Annotated in this window: 18 protein-coding genes and 2 pseudogenes; 13 read left to right on the plus strand and 7 right to left on the minus strand. The window is 45.6% G+C overall.

The window, feature by feature from the left end; translation table 11 throughout:
- The first annotated feature begins 64 nt into the window (after nucleotides 1–64).
- Nucleotides 65–286 (plus strand): YuzB family protein, encoded by a 222-nt coding sequence (locus LC048_RS23785; protein WP_226603201.1) that lies wholly within the window; start codon nucleotides 65–67, stop codon nucleotides 284–286.
- A 152-nt stretch (nucleotides 287–438) separates the two neighbouring features.
- Here the strand turns inward: LC048_RS23785 and LC048_RS23790 are convergent, their stop codons facing one another.
- Nucleotides 439–612: a hypothetical protein gene (locus LC048_RS23790; protein WP_226603198.1), complete on the minus strand. Its 174-nt coding sequence runs from the start codon at nucleotides 610–612 to the stop codon at nucleotides 439–441.
- 240 nt (nucleotides 613–852) lie between these two features.
- Between LC048_RS23790 and LC048_RS23795 the strand changes: the two genes are divergently transcribed.
- Both LC048_RS23795 and LC048_RS23800 read left to right on the plus strand, forming a co-directional pair.
- Complete coding sequence (locus LC048_RS23795; protein WP_306048961.1) at nucleotides 853–2,169, plus strand: HD domain-containing protein; 1,317 nt, start codon at nucleotides 853–855, stop codon at nucleotides 2,167–2,169.
- Between the two features lie 18 nt (nucleotides 2,170–2,187).
- Nucleotides 2,188–2,703: a YwgA family protein gene (locus LC048_RS23800; RefSeq protein ID WP_226603194.1), complete on the plus strand. Its 516-nt coding sequence runs from the start codon at nucleotides 2,188–2,190 to the stop codon at nucleotides 2,701–2,703.
- Between the two features lie 180 nt (nucleotides 2,704–2,883).
- Here LC048_RS23800 and LC048_RS23805 read toward each other — a convergent pair whose 3' ends face one another.
- On the minus strand, nucleotides 2,884–3,129 hold the full coding sequence (locus LC048_RS23805; RefSeq protein ID WP_371932085.1) for a 2-hydroxymuconate tautomerase: 246 nt from the start codon (nucleotides 3,127–3,129) through the stop codon (nucleotides 2,884–2,886).
- Nucleotides 3,130–3,394: 265 nt separating this feature from the next.
- Here LC048_RS23805 and LC048_RS23810 point away from each other — a divergent pair, with 265 nt between their 5' ends.
- The gene (locus tag LC048_RS23810) at nucleotides 3,395–3,982 is read left to right on the plus strand and encodes a site-2 protease family protein (protein ID WP_226603543.1); all 588 of its coding nucleotides are present in this window, start codon (nucleotides 3,395–3,397) and stop codon (nucleotides 3,980–3,982) included.
- 23 nt (nucleotides 3,983–4,005) lie between these two features.
- Nucleotides 4,006–4,518: a YwhD family protein gene (locus LC048_RS23815; protein WP_226603190.1), complete on the plus strand. Its 513-nt coding sequence runs from the start codon at nucleotides 4,006–4,008 to the stop codon at nucleotides 4,516–4,518.
- A 241-nt stretch (nucleotides 4,519–4,759) separates the two neighbouring features.
- On the opposite strand, the gene LC048_RS23820 is transcribed toward LC048_RS23815, so the two are convergent.
- Both LC048_RS23820 and LC048_RS23825 read right to left on the minus strand, forming a co-directional pair.
- Nucleotides 4,760–4,945 (minus strand): hypothetical protein, encoded by a 186-nt coding sequence (locus LC048_RS23820; protein WP_226603188.1) that lies wholly within the window; start codon nucleotides 4,943–4,945, stop codon nucleotides 4,760–4,762.
- Between the two features lie 101 nt (nucleotides 4,946–5,046).
- Nucleotides 5,047–7,110 carry a transglycosylase domain-containing protein gene (locus tag LC048_RS23825; protein ID WP_306048964.1) on the minus strand — a complete coding sequence of 688 codons (2,064 nt, stop codon included), beginning with the start codon at nucleotides 7,108–7,110 and terminating at the stop codon, nucleotides 5,047–5,049.
- 375 nt (nucleotides 7,111–7,485) lie between these two features.
- Here LC048_RS23825 and speE point away from each other — a divergent pair, with 375 nt between their 5' ends.
- Complete coding sequence (gene speE / locus LC048_RS23830) at nucleotides 7,486–8,313, plus strand: spermidine synthase (protein ID WP_226603183.1); 828 nt, start codon at nucleotides 7,486–7,488, stop codon at nucleotides 8,311–8,313.
- 90 nt (nucleotides 8,314–8,403) lie between these two features.
- Nucleotides 8,404–9,276, plus strand: a complete 873-nt coding sequence (gene speB, locus LC048_RS23835; protein WP_226603181.1) for an agmatinase — start codon at nucleotides 8,404–8,406, stop codon at nucleotides 9,274–9,276.
- Nucleotides 9,277–9,460: 184 nt separating this feature from the next.
- Here speB and LC048_RS23840 read toward each other — a convergent pair whose 3' ends face one another.
- On the minus strand, nucleotides 9,461–9,613 hold the full coding sequence (locus LC048_RS23840; RefSeq protein WP_226603178.1) for a DUF1540 domain-containing protein: 153 nt from the start codon (nucleotides 9,611–9,613) through the stop codon (nucleotides 9,461–9,463).
- Between the two features lie 84 nt (nucleotides 9,614–9,697).
- Between LC048_RS23840 and LC048_RS23845 the strand changes: the two genes are divergently transcribed.
- From LC048_RS23845 to argS, 3 genes are all read left to right on the plus strand, one after another.
- Nucleotides 9,698–9,871, plus strand: a complete 174-nt coding sequence (locus LC048_RS23845; protein ID WP_226603175.1) for a hypothetical protein — start codon at nucleotides 9,698–9,700, stop codon at nucleotides 9,869–9,871.
- 285 nt (nucleotides 9,872–10,156) lie between these two features.
- Nucleotides 10,157–10,600 (plus strand): YwiB family protein, encoded by a 444-nt coding sequence (locus tag LC048_RS23850; RefSeq protein ID WP_306048966.1) that lies wholly within the window; start codon nucleotides 10,157–10,159, stop codon nucleotides 10,598–10,600.
- Nucleotides 10,597–12,267, plus strand: coding sequence for an arginine--tRNA ligase (gene argS / locus LC048_RS23855; RefSeq protein WP_306048967.1), 1,671 nt, complete (start codon nucleotides 10,597–10,599; stop codon nucleotides 12,265–12,267). The genes LC048_RS23850 and argS overlap by 4 nt, the downstream gene beginning before the upstream one ends.
- Before the next feature lie 247 nt (nucleotides 12,268–12,514).
- Here the strand turns inward: argS and uvsE are convergent.
- Nucleotides 12,515–13,475 (minus strand): annotated as a pseudogene (uvsE, locus tag LC048_RS23860) (UV DNA damage repair endonuclease UvsE).
- A gap of 39 nt (nucleotides 13,476–13,514) precedes the next feature.
- On the minus strand, nucleotides 13,515–14,702 hold the full coding sequence (gene cls / locus LC048_RS23865) for a cardiolipin synthase (protein ID WP_226603164.1): 1,188 nt from the start codon (nucleotides 14,700–14,702) through the stop codon (nucleotides 13,515–13,517).
- A gap of 529 nt (nucleotides 14,703–15,231) precedes the next feature.
- Between cls and LC048_RS23870 the strand changes: the two genes are divergently transcribed.
- The 3 genes and pseudogenes from LC048_RS23870 to LC048_RS23880 all read left to right on the plus strand — a co-directional run bounded on the left by LC048_RS23870 (nucleotide 15,232) and on the right by LC048_RS23880 (nucleotide 19,749).
- Nucleotides 15,232–17,343 (plus strand): (Fe-S)-binding protein, encoded by a 2,112-nt coding sequence (locus LC048_RS23870; RefSeq protein ID WP_226603161.1) that lies wholly within the window; start codon nucleotides 15,232–15,234, stop codon nucleotides 17,341–17,343.
- A gap of 296 nt (nucleotides 17,344–17,639) precedes the next feature.
- A pseudogene (locus tag LC048_RS23875) lies at nucleotides 17,640–18,828 on the plus strand (acetyl-CoA C-acetyltransferase).
- A gap of 69 nt (nucleotides 18,829–18,897) precedes the next feature.
- Nucleotides 18,898–19,749, plus strand: coding sequence for a 3-hydroxybutyryl-CoA dehydrogenase (locus tag LC048_RS23880; RefSeq protein ID WP_306048970.1), 852 nt, complete (start codon nucleotides 18,898–18,900; stop codon nucleotides 19,747–19,749).
- Nucleotides 19,750–19,782: the final 33 nt, after the last annotated feature.

The following is a 19,782-nucleotide window of genomic DNA, read 5'->3' on the forward strand; positions in this document are numbered from 1 at the left end:
GAATAGCTGTGATTGAGAGGCTGACGCTGGCGCTTGACAGTATTTATAGAAAGGGTTGTCCTAAATGGCAAACGAATTCCGTGTTTGCGACGATTGTCAGGCCGTAAACCTTAAAACATTGATTCCGAAGCTCAAACAGATGGATCCTGAAGCGACTGTCGACATCGGCTGCCAGTCTTATTGCGGACCAGGCAGGAAAAAAACATTTGCGTTCGTCAATAACCGTCCAGTTGCTGCACTGACAGAAGAAGAGCTTATGGAGAAAGTCCAAAAGAAACTTAAGTAATTCATTTTTAATATAATGGCTCCGCACTAATAGCCTATATAACTTCACCCCTAAACAACCGTTTAGAGGTGATTTTTTTTAGAATAAGAAAGTATTAATTTTTCACTTCGAGAATTGTCCAGCTCCAGCGCCAAGCCCCTCGAGACGTTTGTCTAGCTTTGGCTCCTAACTCCTCGAGACGCTAGTCTAGTGTCGCCTCCTAGAAACTCCGAAACTTCAGCTCCGCCGGCAGAAGCAAAAAGCGCTTCTTTGTCGGGGCCTCCAGTTTCTGCGTTTCTGGGCAGTCGGCTATACTTTTCGATTTCGGTCCGCTCAGGTGAAGTCAAAGGGCGACTTCAATGGTCGGCCCTCTAGCGCTTGTCGGGGCTGACCAAGGCGCTTACGCTTTTCTAATCAGAGAAACTTGCAAACTAGTTTATGACCCGAGGAATATAGGAATGAAAGGGAATAGGGAAATTCCCTGCAAATGAATATGCAATTTTTGTAAAAAAATGCAGAAAATCAAGATGAATTGACGAACGAAACAGGCTATAATAAAAACAAGCTAATCAGGAAGAAGGGGAACGATGGGATATTCGGAAGAAAAGCTATTTGAAGAAAAAGTTTTCAAAGATCCAGTACACCGCTATGTCCATGTCCGTGACCGGGTAATCTGGGATTTGATTGGAACGAAGGAGTTCCAGCGCCTGAGAAGGATCAAGCAGCTCGGCACAACATACCTGACTTTCCACGGAGCTGAACACAGCCGGTTCAACCATTCTCTGGGCGTCTACGAAATCACGCGCCGGATTGTCGACAATGCCTTTGCTTCCCGTCCTGAATGGAACGAAGGGGAGCGCCTTTTATCACTATGCGCAGCCTTGCTTCACGATCTTGACCATGGGCCGTTCTCGCATTCGTTCGAGAAGGTTTTCGACCTTGACCATGAGGATTTTACAAGGGAAATCATCCTGGGCGATACCGAAGTGAACCAGGTGCTGACGAGAGTCGCGCCAGATTTTCCGAAAAAGGTCGCTGAGGTTATTGAAAAAACGTATGAAAACAAGCTTGTCATCAGCCTGATTTCGAGCCAGATTGACGCTGACCGGATGGATTACCTGCAAAGGGATGCCTATTTTACCGGAGTCAGCTACGGACATTTTGATATGGAACGGATTTTGCGTGTGATGCGTCCGCGTGAGGATCAGGTCGTGATCAAGCAGAGCGGGATGCATGCTGTAGAGGATTACATAATGAGCCGCTATCAGATGTACTGGCAGGTTTATTTCCATCCAGTGACAAGGAGTGCGGAAGTCATACTGACGAAAATCCTGCACCGTGCCAAACACCTTCACGAGCAAAACTACACCTTTAAACATAAACCGCATCATTTTTATTCAATTTTTGAAGACCGCATGACACTCGAAGACTATTTAAAGTTAGATGAAGCCGTATTCCTCTACTATTTCCAGATATGGGAGGAAGAAGAGGACGAAATCCTGAGCGATTTGTGCCGCCGCTTTAATAACCGCAATCTATTTAAATATGTTGAGTTTGATCCTGCTAAAGAATACAAGAAGCTTGCGAAGCTTTCTCTGTTATTTGAACAGGCGGGATTGGATCCTGAATATTACCTGGTTGTTGATTCCTCATCAGATCTGCCCTACGATTTCTATCGTCCAGGTGAAGAGGAAGAACGCCTTCCGATCCATCTGCTGAAGAAAAACGGCGAAATCCGCGAGCTGTCGCGAGAGTCTGATATTGTCGACGCCATTTCCGGTAAAAGACGGACAGACCATAAACTATATTATCCTTCCGATTTCCTGGAAAAGGAGAAAGCACGCCCTGAGATTGAACAGATTGCACAGATTCTTGAGCTGAACTTAGACAATGGGACCATTTGATACAGGAGTTGACACGTTTTGCTAAAAGACCACGCTAAAATCATACAAGCTATTTCAGTTTCCGGAGAGGTCATCGGCAGGAAAAAGCTTCAGAAAATGATCTATATCGCCAAAAAGATGGAATTCCCGTTCCAGGAACGATTCCAGTTCCACTTTTACGGACCGTATTCCGAAGAACTTACACTGAGAGTGGAAGAACTTTGCAATATGGGTTTTCTGGACGAAGTGAAGGAAAAGAAGGGCGGCTACTATCAGTACCGCTACACATTGACAGAAGCAGGCCAGGAATTCCTCGGTGAAAACAGCGTCGAGATGCCATGCCTTGGCGACTGCCTGACAGACATCAACGATCAGAATGCAAGATTCCTTGAACTCGTTTCCACTGTTTTGTATTTTGATAACTTGCCAGAAGCTGAGGTCCGGGAAAAAATCCAGACCGTGAAGAAGAGCCAGAAGTATACAGACGAAGAAATTGACGACGCTTATGCATATATTGGAAGCTTGAAAAATAAGTCAAAGCAATTGTTGGCATAAGGATATTTGAATCATGAAATCGAGTATGGAACCTATTTAGGGTTTTGTGCTCGGTTTTTTTATGTAAGAAGGAAAGCTGGTCACATAAAAAGGAAGATATGTGCCCGGATGAGGGAGTAAGAAAGAAAACGGGGCACATAAAGAGAAAAAGCCCAGAATCCTCTGAGCTTTTAGTCCATCCTACTCGTCACTCAACCGCTTGCCTGCAACACCATAGTGGTTCTTCGTCATTTCCTCGATGAAAATGACGACTTTTTCTTTAGGTGCGCCAGTTGTCTCGCTGACAGCGTCTGTTACTTTTTCAACCAATGCTTTCTTTTGATCCTCTGTGCGTCCTTCAAGCATTTTTACTGTTACGTATGGCATGTGTATTGCCTCCTTGAAATGGTTGATATGTAAATCTAAATTGAGTTTTTCATAATTCATCAAAATTCGCAAGTCTGGTCGAAGATTCACTTTTTCACATTCGAAGGAGAATGGGTTATACTTTAAGAAAAGCGTAAGCGCCTTGGTCAGCCCCGACAAGCGCTGGAGGACCGACCGGTGAAGTCGCTCTTTGACTTCATTGGGCGGTTCGAAGCGACTCGAGGGGCTAGGCGCTGAAGCTAGACAAAGAAAAGACAAAAAAGGGGAATGGAATGTGAGCTTACCCTATTCGTTAGAGGAAATTCCGTATGTGGCTGCCGCATTGATGATTGCTTTCGCTGTCCATGAATTTGCGCACGCCTGGGTTGCGTATAAGTTTGGCGACCCGACCGCCCAGAGACAGGGACGATTGACACTGAACCCGATCAAGCATCTGGACCCGCTGGGAACCATCTTAATTTTTATCGCAGGATTTGGTTGGGCGAGACCGGTTCCGGTCAATCGCTTCATGTTCAAAAATCCAAAGCTTGCCGGAGTGCTCGTGTCGGTTGCCGGCCCAGTAAGTAATCTTATTCTAGTCTTCCTGGCAATGGCTATCTGGTACATATTTGTGATGCTAGGATTGGCGCCTGGGGTTCCAGAGTTTTTCCTGGACTTCCTGAATATCTTTATCGGACTGAATGCGATGCTGTTCATCTTCAACCTATTGCCGTTCCCGCCGCTTGATGGTTACCGAATCATCGAGGACCTGGCACCAGCGGACATCAGGGCGAAAATGACCCAGTATGAAGCGTATGGATCGATCATTTTCTTGATCCTTGTGATCACACCCCTTGATCAATATACAATCCAGCCGATTTTCTACTATTTGATTCCGGCTGTGACTGATGGAATATACAATCTATTTTTCTGATTTATTTTAAGGAGGTTTCCAACATGGAAGAAAAAAAGGGCAAGAATATTGGCTTCAATATAATAAAAAATGACCCGATGGACGGCCATAAGGGTTTCGGTAAAGGTGTTCTGACACTTGATAATGTCTCGCCGGTCATCATTGACGTGGAAGCAGGGGAGGCTGCTGTAGAAGTTGGTGCGATGCACGCTCGCAGTGCTGTTGAGAAAGGGATTAAGTTTCTTCCGGATCGGAATGAAGTACCTGATGCAAAGTTATATTGGGTTGTCTGGGTGACAATTGACAGGAAGGAAGAAGGACCTTATTATGCAGGTGTCACAGCCTGCGAAATGACTGTCAACCGTGAAATTCGCCGCGGGTACAAATCGCTGCCGGAGCATGTGAACCGTCTTGATAAGTCTATCAAGCGCCATATCATTGTCGACCATATGGATGAAAAATCAAAACAGATCCTGGCTGATTTCCTGAAGAATCATGATCCGGGAATGTGGGAACGCTCTGAAGATAAGCTGAAAGCGGGCTTACTAGCCAATTAATATATCTGGATAATTCTCCTAATAATTTGTCTAAATTGTGACAGTTAACAGCAAGTGACAATATCTGGCTTGCTCAAATGCAATAAAAAAAGTAAACTGATATCAGCGTAAAACACATTTTATGCTAGGACGAGGAAAACCCCGGAGGCTTGCTTCCGGGGTTTTTCTTTTTACAATGTAAATTTAATTTTTCACTTCGAGAAATGGCCAGCTTCAGCGCCTAGCCCCTCGAGACGCTTGTCTAGCTTTGGCTCTTAACTCCTCGAGACGCTAGTCTAGTGTCGCCTCCTAGAAACTCCGAAACTTCAACTCCGCCGGCAGAAGCAAAAAGCGCTTCTTTGTCGGAGTCTCCAGTTTCTGCGTTTCTGGGCAGTCGGCTATACATTTCGTTTTCGGTCCTGCCAATGAAGTCTAAGAACGACTTCACTGTCAGGTCCTCCAGCGCTTGTCGGGGCTGACCAAGGCGCTTACGCTTTTCTTGCTATACTGAGATAATTGTTGTTGACAACGTATGGTATATAGGATGGTCTACAACCCGAAAATCCGCTTATACCATGGTTTTTTTTCCTTTTCCTTCTTAGGCTGTTCTTCCTTATGCTCTTCATGATCTAGGTGTTCTGTGCAGTATTCAGTAGGCTCTGTACCTGCAGCGAATAATGTCAGCCTTTTAACCGGGCATCCGTCAGCAGCGAGCTTGCCATTGGCTGGGTCAACATAGACGGTGACAGTTCCTTTTGATGCCTTGAATTTTTTCACAGGCTCATTATCAAGTGCTTTTTCCATAAAATCGAGCCAGATATTCTTCGCATAGGATTTCTCCACTGTCAGCTCAATTGGCTTCCCTTTATCATAACCTGTCCATACTGCGGAAACGAGCTGAGGGGTATAACCGATCATCCAGCTGTCTGTTTCAGTCGTTCCAGACTTAGCAGCGTATGGCTGAGTCATCTTTTTAATCAGTGTGCTTCCTGTAACAGAAGAATAGCCATTGAGTTTTTTATCAAAAATGCCTGTCAGCATATGGGTCATCACCGAGGCGAGTTCCGGTTTCAGAACTTCTTCTTTTTCAGCCTTATATTCGTATATCACTTCACCTTTATGATTCTCAACCTTCTTGATCAGCACAGGATCTACTTTTTTACCGCCATTTGCCAAAATACTATAGGCATTGGCCATATCAATTACCCTGACACCGGATGTGCCAAGGGCTAGCGATGGAACCTTTTCCATATCCGATTTGATTCCAAATCGTTTCGCCGTTTCCACAAGGGTTTCTTCTCCCAGGAACAGATGGGTTTTCACGGCGTATACATTATCAGATAAGGCCAAAGCCTGCGCCATCGTTATGTCATCTTCAGCATATTTATTGTTAAAATTATGCGGTGTATACTCTGAACGTCCATCATCGAACATGAACGTCGTCAGCTGGCTTTTCATTGTGGACGATGGAGTAAAACCATTTTCAAGTGCGGCATAATACAGAATCGGTTTCATTGTCGAACCAGGCTGTCTGACAGCCTGCACAGCCCGGTTGAACGGACTTTCCTCATACTTCCTGCCGCCGACAAGCGCAACCACATGTCCATTCTTCGGATTCATTGCCACAAATCCTGTCTGGATTTCTGAATCAGCTGCAATCATTTTGTCGATAGACTTCTCGGCTATTTCCTGTTGCTCAAGATCGAGTGTCGTATAAACCCTCAATCCCCCAAGGGAAATGGTCCGATCATCAAAGTTCAATGAATTGCGGAGTGCATTCTGGACAGCGTCCTGGAAGTATGGAGCCGCTCCAATCCTGGAATGCTGATGCTCTCCGACTAGCTTCAGCTTTTCGATGCTTGCTCTTTGTGCGGCAAGCTCGGTAATATAACCGTTTGTCTTCATCGTACTTAAAATGGTGCGCTGTCGCTGCTTTGCTTTTTCCATTGAAGCGAGAGGTGAGTAAATGCTTGGTCCTTTCGGGATTCCGGCCAGCATGGAAGCTTCCGCCAGGGATAATTCCTTCGCGTCCTTGCCAAAATAATAACGACTCGCTGCCTGGATGCCGTATGCACCATTGCCATAATAAATCGTATTCAGATAGCCTTCGAGAATCTCGTCCTTGGAATAATTCATCTCAAGGCGCAAAGTGTAAAGCGCCTCGGTCGCCTTCCGTTTCCATGTCTTATCATGTTCCAGATAAAGGTTCCTTGCATATTGCTGAGTGATCGTGCTCGCACCCTGAACCTTGACCATCGCCTTCAAGTCAGCAAGCGCCGCACCGGCAATCCGCTTATAATCAAACCCATTATGGGTAAAAAAGGTCTTATCCTCTATAGAAATCGTCGCATTAATCAAATGAGGCGAAATATCCTTGAGAGCCACCCAATAGCGCTTTTGGCCGGAATGGCTTTCGCCGATCACCGTTCCATCATCGGAGAAAAACAAGGTCGATTGCGGCACGGCCAGAGGAGGCGGACCCTGGAGCTTCGCATAACCGATCAGGGAAAAGTAGAGTACAGTCGCCAAAGCAAGTCCTGCAAGTCCGAAAAAAATCAAAGCACGCAAATATTTCATCGTCTTGCGAAACCGCTGGTCTGTCATCAGCTCCATAAATGCTTCCTCCTAAAAAAAGATAGATATTATCAGTATGAAAAAAAACAGCAATTTTTAAACATAGAATCAAAGTTAATTAAATTTTGCTTGCATTTTTGCTAGATTCAACTATACTTTTTCTGATGTTTGTATTTGTGATGTTGGGGAAGTATAAAAAAGAAATGCGGAGGCGACTGTTCAGCTCCGACAAGCACTGGAGGGCCGGCAGGAGAAGTCGTTCTTTGACTTCACCGGACGGACCGAAGTGACTCGAGGAGCTAGGAGCCGCAGCTGGACATATATGTAATCTTTTGGATAAGACGTTTAAGAGTTCAACACTTGAAATTCGCCGCATCATAACGGAAATTTTTTTGCCGAAAGGAAGGAATAAAAATGGGTCTTTGGTTTACAGAAAAGCAGACAGAAAACTTTGGTATCACGATGAAAGTGAACAAGACGTTACATACAGAACAGACAGAATTCCAGAAGCTTGATATGGTGGAAACAGAAGAGTGGGGCAATATGCTTCTGCTTGACGACATGGTCATGACTTCTGTTAAAGATGAGTTCGTTTACCACGAGATGGTTGCACATATTCCATTGTTCACCCACCCGAATCCTGAGCATGTACTAGTTGTTGGAGGCGGAGACGGAGGAGTGATCCGCGAAGTGCTTAAGCACCCTAGCGTGAAAAAGGCGACTCTTGTTGATATCGATGGAAAGGTAATCGAGTATTCTAAAAAATACCTGCCTGAAATCGCAGGCAAGCTGGACGATCCACGTGTAGATGTCCAGGTCGGCGACGGCTTCATGCATATCGCAGAAAGCGAAAACCAGTACGATGTCATCATGGTTGACTCTACTGAACCAGTCGGTCCTGCAGTAAACCTTTTCACAAAGGGCTTCTACGCTGGAATTTCAAAAGCATTGAAGGAAGACGGAATTTTTGTTGCACAGTCTGACAACCCTTGGTTCAAGGCTGACCTTATCCGCAATGTTCAGAAGGATGTTAAGGAAATCTTCCCGATCACACGCCTTTATATTGCGAATATCCCAACATATCCAAGCGGAATGTGGGCATTCACACTTGGATCCAAGAAACATGATCCACTAGAAGTGAGCGAAGACCGTTTCCACGAAATCGAAACAAAGTACTACACGAAAGAGCTTCACAAAGCAGCTTTCGTATTGCCAAAGTTCGTTGGCGACCTTGTAAAATAATCAAGACTCAGCACAATGTTTATTTCGGCTTCCCGGTTAAACCGGGGGGGCCGTTTTACTGTAAAAAAACAACTGAAAGAGGTGTTTGGAATGCGTTTTGATGAAGCATATTCTGGCAATGTGTTTATCGGCAGCCATTCAAACTTTAACGAAAGCAAGGCTGTCCTCTACGGAATGCCAATGGACTGGACAGTCAGCTACCGACCGGGTTCACGCTTCGGCCCGACCCGCATCCGCGAGGTATCGATCGGCCTTGAAGAATACAGCCCGTATCTTGACCGCGAGATGGCTGATCTTAACTATTTCGATGCAGGAGATATTCCGCTCCCATTCGGTAATGCCCAGAAAAGCCTTGATTTGATTGAGGAATACGTAGACAAGCTTTTGGCTGAGGAAAAATTCCCGCTTGGAATGGGTGGCGAGCATCTGGTATCCTGGCCGGTCATGAAGGCAGTCGCGAAAAAGTACGAAGACCTTGCCATCATCCACTTTGACGCGCATACAGACCTGCGTGAAAACTATGAGGGCGAGCCATTGTCACACTCAACGCCAATTCGCAAGATTGCTGAGCACATTGGCCCGAAAAATGTTTATTCATTCGGAATCCGTTCTGGAATGAAGGAAGAATTTCAGTGGGCGAAGGAAGTGGGCATGCACATTTCCAAGTTTGAAGTGCTTGAGCCATTAAAGGAAGTATTGCCGACACTTGCTGGTCGTCCGGTATATGTCACGATCGACATTGACGTACTTGATCCTGCACATGCACCAGGAACTGGAACAGTCGACGCTGGAGGCATCACTTCTAAAGAGTTGCTTGCATCGATCCATGCAATCGCAAATTCTGGCGTGAACGTAGTTGGAGCAGACCTTGTTGAAGTCGCGCCAATCTACGATACATCTGAAATGACAGCCAACACAGCAAGCAAAATCATTCGTGAAATGCTGCTTGGGTTTGTAAAATAAAATTAGTAGACACTCCCTTTTTGAAAAGGGGGTGTTTTTTCAAGTGCGAGCAATTATGCATGAAGATCGCTGAATTATGGTGGTTTATCCTTTCGCAGAATCCAAGCTTACTTTTGCAGGAAAAACTGAGGTTTTCTCGGATAATAATAAAAAACTGGACAGCCACTCTGTCCAGTTCCCGTTATTACATCTTTTCGAATGTATCACAAATGGTTTCACGTTCATTGGCGGCTTGTTTGCCAGTATTCGCAACAACAAGGATGGAATCGGCAACACATTTATCGCCTTCTGCCCAATATTTGCAGTTTTCTACTTCGCATTTTACTTCGATTTTCATGTAGACCACCTCCTTAAATTGAAAAGCGCAAGCGCCTTGGTCAGCCCCGACAAGCACTGGAGGGCCGACCGGTGAAGTCGTTCTTTGACTTCACCTGAGCGGACCGAAAACGAAAAGTATAGCCGACTGCCCAGAAACGCAGAAACTGGAGGCTCCGACAAAGAAGCGCTTTTTGCTTCTGCCGGCGAAGCTGAAGTTTCGGAGTTTCTAGGTGGCGACACTAGACTAGCGTCTCGAGGAGTTAGGAGCCAAAGCTAGGCAAGCGTCTCGAGGGGCTAGGCGCTGGAGCTACACATTAATTTAAGTTTAAAATTTTGTACTTAAAAGGTTTTAATAATTGATACCCGATTTAGAGGGGGACTAATCCTATACATATATACCTAAATTTCCCTTTTGAATCATAACGCAATTCCTCCTGCGCTCCTTGCACTTTCATAGGAGAATATTTATACTTATAAAGTTATAATGAAGATAGAAAAGCACAGGCGACTTTGTCAAAGTTGACCAAGCGCTGAAGCTGGACAAGAAAAGGGCGTGTTAACGGTGTCTAGTAAACCCGCTGATCAGATTTCTGTTAAAGTGACGGTAAAAACGGCGATTTACAGTGGCAAAGAGAAGGAAACTTTTGAATTGACCACTTTTGACCGATACTATAAAAAGGCGAACAGCTCATACCTCCAATATGATGAAGTGATGGAGGAAGGAGATGTCCATACGACGGTTAAAATATCAGGGGACGAAGTGTTGATTTTGCGCAGCGGTGCGATCAAGATGAGGCTTCTTTTTCTGCTGAATAAAAAAACTCCGGGCAATTATCAGACCCAATATGGGCTGCTGCAGACTTCTGCACTCACGAAGCGGCTTGATACTGATTTTAACGAGACAAAGCAGGAGGGCTATGTGGACTTGCTATATGATATGGCAATACAGGGCGCGACTGCAGGTACATACCATTTGACGATCAATTATAAGGAGGAAGGCAAATGAATATAGTTGAACAGGTTCAATTGAAGCTGAAGGAAGAAATCAAGCAGGCGATCCTCAAAGCCGGTCTAGCTGAGGAGGCGCAAATTCCGGCCGTTATTTTAGAGACGCCTAAGGAAAAAGCGCATGGGGATTACTCTACGAATATGGCGATGCAGCTTGCGCGTGTTGCGAAGAAAGCACCTCGCCAAATTGCGGAGCTGCTGATCGAGAATTTTGATAAGAGCAAAGCATCCATTGAGAAAATAGAAATCGCCGGACCTGGATTCATCAACTTTTACATGGATAACAGCTATTTGACGGATTTAATTCCGGCAATCCTTGAAGCTGGGGACAATTATGGCGAATCAAATGTAGGTAATGGCGAGAAGATCCAGGTCGAGTTTGTTTCTGCAAACCCGACAGGCGACCTTCACCTTGGCCATGCACGCGGCGCGGCTGTCGGTGATTCACTGTGCAATGTGCTAGCTAAAGCTGGGTACGATGTATCCCGTGAATATTACATCAACGACGCTGGGAACCAGATCAACAATTTGGCTCTTTCTGTTGAGGCACGTTACTTCCAGGCGCTTGGCATGGACAAGCCGATGCCTGAAGACGGCTACCATGGTGCTGACATCATTGGAATTGGGCACAAGCTTGCTGAAGAATTCGGCGACAAGTACGCGAATGTTCCCGACCAGGAGCGCTTCGATGCTTTCCGTGAGTACGGTTTGAAATATGAAATGGAAAAGCTGAAGCAGGACCTAGAAAACTTCCGTGTTCCGTTCGATGTTTGGTACTCAGAAACCTCTCTATATCAAAATGGTAAAATCGACGTGGCCCTTGATGCATTGCGTGAGAATGGCCATATCTATGAAGAAGATGGGGCAACATGGTTCCGTTCATCAGAGCTTGGCGATGACAAGGACCGCGTGCTGATCAAACAGGACGGCTCTTATACGTATTTGCTTCCGGACATTGCCTACCATAAGGACAAGCTTGAGCGTGGCTTTGAAAAGCTGATCAACATCTGGGGAGCGGATCACCACGGTTATATCCCGCGTATGAAGGCCGCGATCGAGGCACTTGGATACGGACGCGATGCGCTTGAAGTTGAAATCATCCAGCTCGTCCACCTTTATAAGGACGGCGAAAAGATGAAGATGAGCAAGCGTACAGGGAAAGCTGTTACGATGCGTGACCTGATTGATGAAGTTGGTCTGGATGCAGTTCGTTACTTCTTCGCAATGAGAAGCGCGGATACTCATATGGACTTCGACCTTGATTTGGCTGTATCCCAGTCCAATGAAAACCCAGTATTCTACGCACAATATGCGCACGCTCGTATTAACAGCATCCTTCGTTCTGCTGCAGAGCAAGGGTTGATTTTCGACATTGAAGCAGACTTCAAGCATATCCAGGCTGAGAAGGAGATCGACTTGCTGAAAAAGCTAGGCGAATTCCCGCTGGCTGTTGCCGAAGCAGCACAAAAGCGCATGCCGCATCGAATCTCTAACTACATTTTCGAACTGGCATCCGTATTCCACAGCTTCTACAACGCGGAGAAAGTATTGGATCTGGAGAACAAAGAAAGAACAGTGGACCGCCTGTCGCTGATCAAGACAGCGCAGATCACATTGAAGAATGCACTAGAATTGATTGGGGTTTCTGCTCCGGAGAAGATGTAACACGAAAATGATGAGACCCAGCCGAAGATGGCTGGGTCTTTTTTAAATTGGAAAAAAACAAGCGGAATTTCCAATTCGCTATAAAAATTAGAATTTCGCTATAAAAAGGCTATTTTCGCTATAAAATTAAAAATTTCGCTATAAAAAAAGATTTTTTCGCTATTAAATCAAGATTTTCGCTATAATAATTAGTTCCCAGGCTTAAATCAAATTTTTTCATCTAAATTTTCATAAAAAGCATGCTAGTTTATTTCTTCCACTCTAAAACAGACCCGCCAATCCGTTTCACTCCGCGGATTTTAGCCAAATCTTCGACCAGCTTGAGAGCTGCTTTGTCCTTCTCTTTTGCTTCGATCATGAAGTCGACGTCCTGGCCGATGCCGCGGAGGATATCAATCAGTGGCAGGATGAATTCTGAATCAACATAATCTGCGTGGGATCGATATGCTTTTTCCGATTTAGGGGGAGGAGATATGAATCTTAGGTTTCAAACCAGTCCGTTCCCAGGTACCAAAGCCTGCTGGTAGCAATTCTTCCAAAGCCCCGTCATAAAGATTCGCCATATGGTGATGATAATCGAACATAAATGGCACGTCCTCTTTCAGGCATGCTGCCAGTGTTTCTTCCGCATTGTAAGTTTTATCATCATTTTCAAGCGTGGTGATTTTTTTGATATGGGCTGGCAGTTTGGCGAAGTTTTCATGGAAGCGCAAAATGGTCTCTTCCTTGTTTCCATATGCTCCGCCAATATGGATGTTGATGATCGCTTCGTTCTCCAGTCCCATTGCTTCAAGCATCCCATAATGGTATTCCATATCAAGAATCGCATTGGAGGTTACTTCCTCCCTTGGAGAGGTGAACAAGGTAAACTGATTTGGATGAAAGCTTGTCCGCAACCCATGCTTTTTCACCAGTGCGCCAATCTCCTGCCATTTTTCACGGAATGGCGTGACATAGTCCCACTTGACCTCCGGATGTGTAGCCAGAGGCGCAATCGAGCTGGAGAAGCGATACAAGGGAATATCATGGGCGATATTGTAGTGTATCATTCTTTCTGTGTTCACCAGGTTCTGATAGGTTACGGAAAGCAGCTTTTCATGACGTTCTTCCTTTGGCAGCTGACCATAACGAGCAAATGTAAGGGCCTTGGAGGGGGATGCATCCCAAAGGCTGATGGCGGTGGATACATAACCCAACCGAATAATCATAGGTACACTCCTTCAATGCCTTGATGATGACCAGTTCTTTTACAAAAAGTAGGATATTGTACTTGCTGCTTTTTCCTTCAGGGTCCCACGGTTGAAATCATCCAATGCAGCCTTCCGTGAATTCAGGATGTCTTCTGTCAAAATCCTTTTAATCTTTTCGATAAATTCACTATCATAAATCAGGCAGTTTAATTCATAATTCAAGAACATGCTTCTTTTATCAAAATTGGCCGTACCAACATCACAAACCTGATCATCCACAAGCAGAATCTTTGCATGGTAAAATCCATTTAAATACTGGTAAATTTCGGCTCCATCTTTGATCAAAGTCCTCAGGTATGGGAATGATGCTTCTTTTACAAGGGCATGGTCGGAAATGAGAGGAACAAGAACCGTAACTGAAACACCTCTTGTGATCGCATCCCTTAATAAATTGAATACCCTTTTACTCGGGATGAAATACGGTGAACCGATAAAAATAGAGGTCTTTGCATTGCTGATCAGGTCTGACATCATTTCCTCGAGCAGGATGCCTTCAGTAGGAACGATCTGGTGCCGTATTGCTCCTTTTTCTAGAGAAGGGAAGTAGGCTATATTTTGCAATAAATTGACTTTTGCAGCTGCGTGCCAATCCTCAAGGAACTCAGACTGCAAATCACTGACACCTTCACCTGTTATTTTTAAATGATAATCACGCCATGGAGACAGTTTGGGATCTTGATTATTATATTCTTTACCGATATTGAAGCCGCCGAGATAAGCGATTTCCCCATCAATGACAGTGATCTTGCGGTGGTTCCGCACCTGTGAAGAATAAAACAGGAAAGGCAATTTGGGCATTTGGGAATAGGCGAATTCCACTCCGGCAGCCTTCAACGAGTTGATTGTCTTGCGTTTCAGCCCGTTGCCCACCCAGTCGACCATTAGCCGCACCTCGACACCAGATTTAACTTTTTCTTTTACAATAGTGAGAAATTCCTGGCTGATTTTATCATCTTGCACGATGTAAAACAAAATATGAATGTGCTGCTTTGCATTTTTTATTTCCGAAAAAAGGTCATCAAACAATTTAGGACCTTCTGCAAAAATGGCAAGGTTGCTTTTCCTAACTGGCAGCCTATTCGTTTGGGCATTTGCCAGATGTTTTTTCCTGCCGAGCATGAAGTCTGCATAGAGCCAGAGGACAAGTCCTGCTATTATTGCAATCAAAATCCATCCAAAATCCATAGCAATTCGGCTCCCTTGAAAAGTAAATTAAAGCATAGCTGGATTCACCTCGATCAGTGTCCGGCTCCAGCGCCTAGCCCCTAGTCGCATGTCTAGCTGCGGCTCCTAACTCCTCGAGACGCTAGTCTAGTGCCGCCTCCTAGAAACTCCGAAATTTCAACTCCGCCGGCAGAAGCAAAAAGCGCTTCTTTGTCGGAGTCTCCAGTTTTCTGCGTTTCTGAACAGTCGGCTATACATTTCAGTTTCGGTCCGCTCAGGTGAAGTCAAAGAACGACTTCACCGGTCGACCCTCCAGCGCTTGTCGAGGCTGACCAAGGCGCTTCCGCTTTTCATATTATTTTTGCCGAAATTGCTTCATATATGTTAAGTTCCTGTAAAAGAGGAAGTGTAAACAATTTTCAGAAATGAAAGGAAATGAGTTGACTGAATGCTCATTCATTATATAATGTAGTTAAAGGTATATTCAGAAAATTTGTTTGGTTAAAAATTTTCATCCAAAAATCAGCATCGAAAGGGGTAAATGATTTTTATGAACGGTCTGCTATGGATTAATCTTATCGCGTTCTTGCTTGTAACCGCTTACGCTGTCAGCTTGTTTGTGTACGTGGTAAAGACGAGAATCGAGTACATTAAGCTCGGCAAGAAATCAGAGTTTGATGATGATATCAAGGATCGCTGGAGAAGAATCCTTGTCCATGTATTTGGCCAGAAAAGGCTTTTGAAGGACAAGAAAAGCGGTGCGATCCACGTTATGTTTTTCTATGGATTTCTTCTTGTCCAATTTGGGGCAATTGATTTTATCTGGAAGGGAATCAAGCCTGGCTCACATTTGCCATTAGGCCCTTTATATCCTGGTTTCACATTTTTTCAGGAGCTTGTTACGCTTACAATTCTTGTAGCGGTAGTGTGGGCTTTTTACCGCCGTTATGTTGAAAAGCTTGTCCGTCTGAAGCGCGGCTTTAAAAATGGTCTAGTTCTACTATTCATCGGCGGATTAATGCTTTCTGTTTTGCTCGGCAACGGAATGGGCATGATCTGGCATGGCCATGAAGGAACATGGACTGAACCGGTTGCATCTCTTATTGCAGCAACATTCAGTGGAATTCCTGAGGCAGCTGCCATCACGATTTTCTATATCTCATGGTGGATTCACCTCTTGTTCCTGCTTGCGTTCCTGGTGTACGTGCCGCAATCCAAGCATGCTCACTTGATTGCTGGACCAGCCAATGTTTATTTAACAAGGGTTGATTCTCCGGGAAAAATTACAAAAATTGATTTTGAAGATGAAACTCAGGAAACATTCGGTGCAGGTAAAATCACCGATTTCAATTATGAACAAATGATCGATTTTTATGCTTGTGTTGAATGTGGACGCTGTACGAATATGTGTCCGGCAACAGGCACTGGAAAAATGCTGTCACCAATGGACCTGATCGTAAAGCTGCGTGACCATTTGACTCTTCACGGTGCAGCAGTCACTTCCAAGCAGCCTTGGGTTCCGACTTTTGCTTTTTCAAATACTAAAGGCAACCAACTCGCATTAGCGGCTGCCGGCCAGGGTGCGAATGAAGCTGCAGCAGGGCTCGCATACAGCCCGAGCATGATCGGCGATGTCATCACAGAGGAAGAGATCTGGGCTTGTACAACTTGCCGTAACTGTGAAGATCAATGTCCGGTTATGAACGAACACGTTGACAAAATCATCGACCTTCGCCGTTATCTTGTTTTGACTGAAGGGAAGATGGACGCCGATGCACAGCGCGCGATGACCAATATCGAGCGCCAGGGCAATCCTTGGGGCTTGAACCGCAAGGAAAAGGAAAACTGGCGCGAGCTTCGCGACGATGTTGTCATTCCTACGGTAAAAGAAATGAAAAAGGCAGACGAAGAATTTGAATACTTATTCTGGGTTGGCGCGATGGGTTCATTCGATAACCGCAGTCAGAAGATCGCTCTTTCTTTCGCTAAGCTATTGAACGAAGCAGGCGTCAAGTTCGCCATCCTTGGAAACAAAGAAAAGAACTCCGGTGATACACCACGCCGCCTGGGCAACGAGTTCTTGTTCCAGGAACTTGCGACAAAGAATATCGAAGAGTTCGAGAAAAATGAAGTGAAGAAGATCGTGACGATCGACCCTCACGCATACAATATCTTTAAGAATGAGTATCCTGATTTCGGCTTTGAAGGTGAGGTTTACCACCATACCGAGCTTCTTGCACAACTTGTGAAAGAAGGAAGGCTGACTCCAAAGCATGCAGTGAACGAAACAATCACTTTCCACGATTCCTGCTACCTTGGACGTTATAACGAAGTGTATGACGCACCGCGTGATATCCTCAAGGCGATTCCAGGTGTGGACCTTAAGGAAATGGAGCGCAGCCGTGATACAGCCATGTGCTGTGGCGCTGGTGGCGGCTTGATGTGGATGGAAGAGGAAACAGGACACAGAATCAATGTATCCCGTACAGAACAGGCACTTGCAGTGAACCCATCCGTCATCAGTTCCGGATGCCCATACTGTCTGACAATGCTATCTGACGGAACGAAAGCGAAGGAAGTAGAAGAAAACGTCGACACCTTAGACGTTGCCGAACTACTTGAAAAATCCGTTTTCGGTGAAATCAAACCGCTTGTTTCTTAATGCAGATTAATCCTTAAAACTTAAATAGTAGAAGTTGACTCACAGGTAAAAATTCGACATAAGACAGAATTTTTAGCAAAGTGTTTCAATTTCTACTATTTTTAAAGTAAAATGAATAATATGATAAAGCGCTTACATTATTCTTCGGCAAGAATCCACCTTAGAACCTCACATAAACAAGAATACGCAAATTTTTTTGGACCGGTTTCGAGCGAGCGTTCAGTCACTCGTAGCCGCTCGAAACAAAATTGATTTTACATTTTCAAAAAAGAATAGATGGAAAGGGAGAGATGGCAATGGGAAAGACAGTCATTTTAGCAGGAGCTAGAACACCATTTGGAAAGCTTGGGGGGAGCTTTGAGCGGATTCACGGCGAGCCAGCTAGGCGGAATCGCGGTAAAAGAAGCGATGGCGCGTGCCGACGTTAAGCCTGAAGAAATCGGCGAGGTCATTCTTGGCACAGTATTGCAGGGAGGCCAGGGACAGCTCCCTTCACGCCAGGCTGCAAGAGAAGCAGGAATCCCGTGGGAAGTAAAAACGGAAACAATCAATAAGGTTTGTGCATCAGGCATGCGCAGCTTGACGCTTGGAGACCAGATCATCCGCGCGGGAGACGAGGAAGTCATCGTTGCCGGCGGAATGGAGTCAATGAGCAACGCGCCTTATATTCTTCCGAAAGCACGCTGGGGCTTCAGCATGGCCGACGGACAGGTGAGGGACTTGATGATCCATGACGGATTGACTTGCAGTTTCAAGGGAGTCCATATGGGCACTTACGGAAATGAAGTAGCGAAAGAATATGAAATCAGCCGCGAGGAACAGGATGAATGGTCATATCGCAGCCACCAGAAGGCGATTGAAGCGATTGAGTCAGGCAAGCTAGCAGAAGAAATCGTACCTGTTGAAGTGCCGCAGCGGAAGGGCGATCCAATTTTGGTTCAGCATGATGAAGCACCAAGGAAGGATACATCAGTTGAAAAACTAGCTAAGTTAGGCCCAGTGTTCAACTCGGACGGCACGATTACTGCCGGTAACGCACCAGGCATCAATGACGGCGCGGCGGCCCTCGTGCTGATGAGCGAAGAGCGTGCACAGCGTGAAGGCAGGACACCGCAGGCAGTCATCCTTGGGCACGCGGCCATCGCAACAGAAGCGAAGGACTTCCCGAAGACACCTGGAATTGTCATTAACGAATTGTTGAAAAAAACTGGCAAGTCGCTTGAGGAAATCGATCTATTTGAAATCAACGAAGCTTTTGCTGCAGTCGCGTTGACGAGTGGACGCATTGCGAACCTTGATCCAGAGAAGATCAATGTAAACGGCGGTGCGGTTGCCCTTGGTCATCCTATCGGAGCCAGTGGGGCACGCATCATTCTTACTTTGATGCATGAACTGAAGCGCCGCGGCGGCGGGGTCGGCATTGCGGCGATCTGCTCGGGCGGCGGCCAGGGTGACGCAGTGATGATCGAGGTTCCTAAGCAATAAGGAAAAGAGAAGAGGGCACATGCAAGAGCTGCCCTCCATTGACGAGAACTTTTTATAGGAGGAGAAACGATGAGTGTAAAAACAATTATGGTAATTGGCGCAGGACAAATGGGTTCCGGTATTGCCCAGGTATGCGCGCAGGCAGGATACGATGTGTTTTTGAACGACCTGAAGCCGGAATTTGTGGCACGCGGACTTTCCGGCATCAAAAAGAACCTTGACCGCCAGGTAGACAAAGGGCGAATGACAGCAGAACAGCTTGATGTGATTGTCGGAAGAATTACATCTTCAAGTGACCTGCAGGATGCTGCAAAGGTTGACCTCGTCATCGAGGCAGCTGTTGAAAACATGGACATCAAGGCGAAAATCTTTGCCCAGCTTGATGAAATTGCACCTGAACACACCATTCTTGCTTCCAATACATCATCTTTACCAATCACCGAAATCGCTGCAGCGACAAAGCGACCGGAAAAAGTCATCGGCATGCACTTCATGAATCCGGTGCCGGTAATGAAGCTCGTTGAAATCATCCGCGGGCTCGCGACGGCTGATGAAGTTTATCAAACCATTGAAGACATCACCAAGACATTGGAAAAAGTCCCTGTCGAAGTGAATGACTTCCCTGGCTTCGTTTCAAACCGCATCCTGATGCCGATGATCAATGAAGCAATCTATACATTGTACGAGGGAGTAGCGACGAAGGAAGCGATCGACGACGTCATGAAGCTCGGCATGAACCACCCAATGGGACCGCTGACCCTTGCGGATTTCATCGGCCTTGATACTTGCCTCTACATCATGGAAACGCTCCACGAAGGCTTTGGCGATGACAAATACCGCCCTTGCCCACTGTTAAGAAAATATGTAAAAGCAGGCTGGTTAGGCAAAAAATCAGGCCGCGGTTTCTACATTTACGAGTAATAATTTATCCGTCCGTACATAGATTTTGTCTGG

Source organism: Mesobacillus subterraneus (genome assembly GCF_020524355.2).
GTDB classification, from domain to species: domain Bacteria; phylum Bacillota; class Bacilli; order Bacillales; family Cytobacillaceae; genus Mesobacillus; species Mesobacillus subterraneus_C.

Coding starts and splice junctions, on each gene's coding strand:
- LC048_RS23785 (WP_226603201.1), top strand. CDS start 65: ATGGCAAACGAATTCCGTGTTTGCGACGATTGTCAGGCCGTAAACCTT.
- LC048_RS23795 (WP_306048961.1), top strand. CDS start 853: ATGGGATATTCGGAAGAAAAGCTATTTGAAGAAAAAGTTTTCAAAGAT.
- LC048_RS23805 (WP_371932085.1), bottom strand. CDS start 3,129: ATGAATTATGAAAAACTCAATTTAGATTTACATATCAACCATTTCAAG.
- LC048_RS23810 (WP_226603543.1), top strand. CDS start 3,395: ATGATTGCTTTCGCTGTCCATGAATTTGCGCACGCCTGGGTTGCGTAT.
- LC048_RS23815 (WP_226603190.1), top strand. CDS start 4,006: ATGGAAGAAAAAAAGGGCAAGAATATTGGCTTCAATATAATAAAAAAT.
- LC048_RS23825 (WP_306048964.1), bottom strand. CDS start 7,110: ATGGAGCTGATGACAGACCAGCGGTTTCGCAAGACGATGAAATATTTG.
- speE (WP_226603183.1), top strand. CDS start 7,486: ATGGGTCTTTGGTTTACAGAAAAGCAGACAGAAAACTTTGGTATCACG.
- speB (WP_226603181.1), top strand. CDS start 8,404: ATGCGTTTTGATGAAGCATATTCTGGCAATGTGTTTATCGGCAGCCAT.
- LC048_RS23840 (WP_226603178.1), bottom strand. CDS start 9,613: ATGAAAATCGAAGTAAAATGCGAAGTAGAAAACTGCAAATATTGGGCA.
- argS (WP_306048967.1), top strand. CDS start 10,597: ATGAATATAGTTGAACAGGTTCAATTGAAGCTGAAGGAAGAAATCAAG.
- cls (WP_226603164.1), bottom strand. CDS start 14,702: ATGGATTTTGGATGGATTTTGATTGCAATAATAGCAGGACTTGTCCTC.
- LC048_RS23870 (WP_226603161.1), top strand. CDS start 15,232: ATGAACGGTCTGCTATGGATTAATCTTATCGCGTTCTTGCTTGTAACC.
- LC048_RS23880 (WP_306048970.1), top strand. CDS start 18,898: ATGAGTGTAAAAACAATTATGGTAATTGGCGCAGGACAAATGGGTTCC.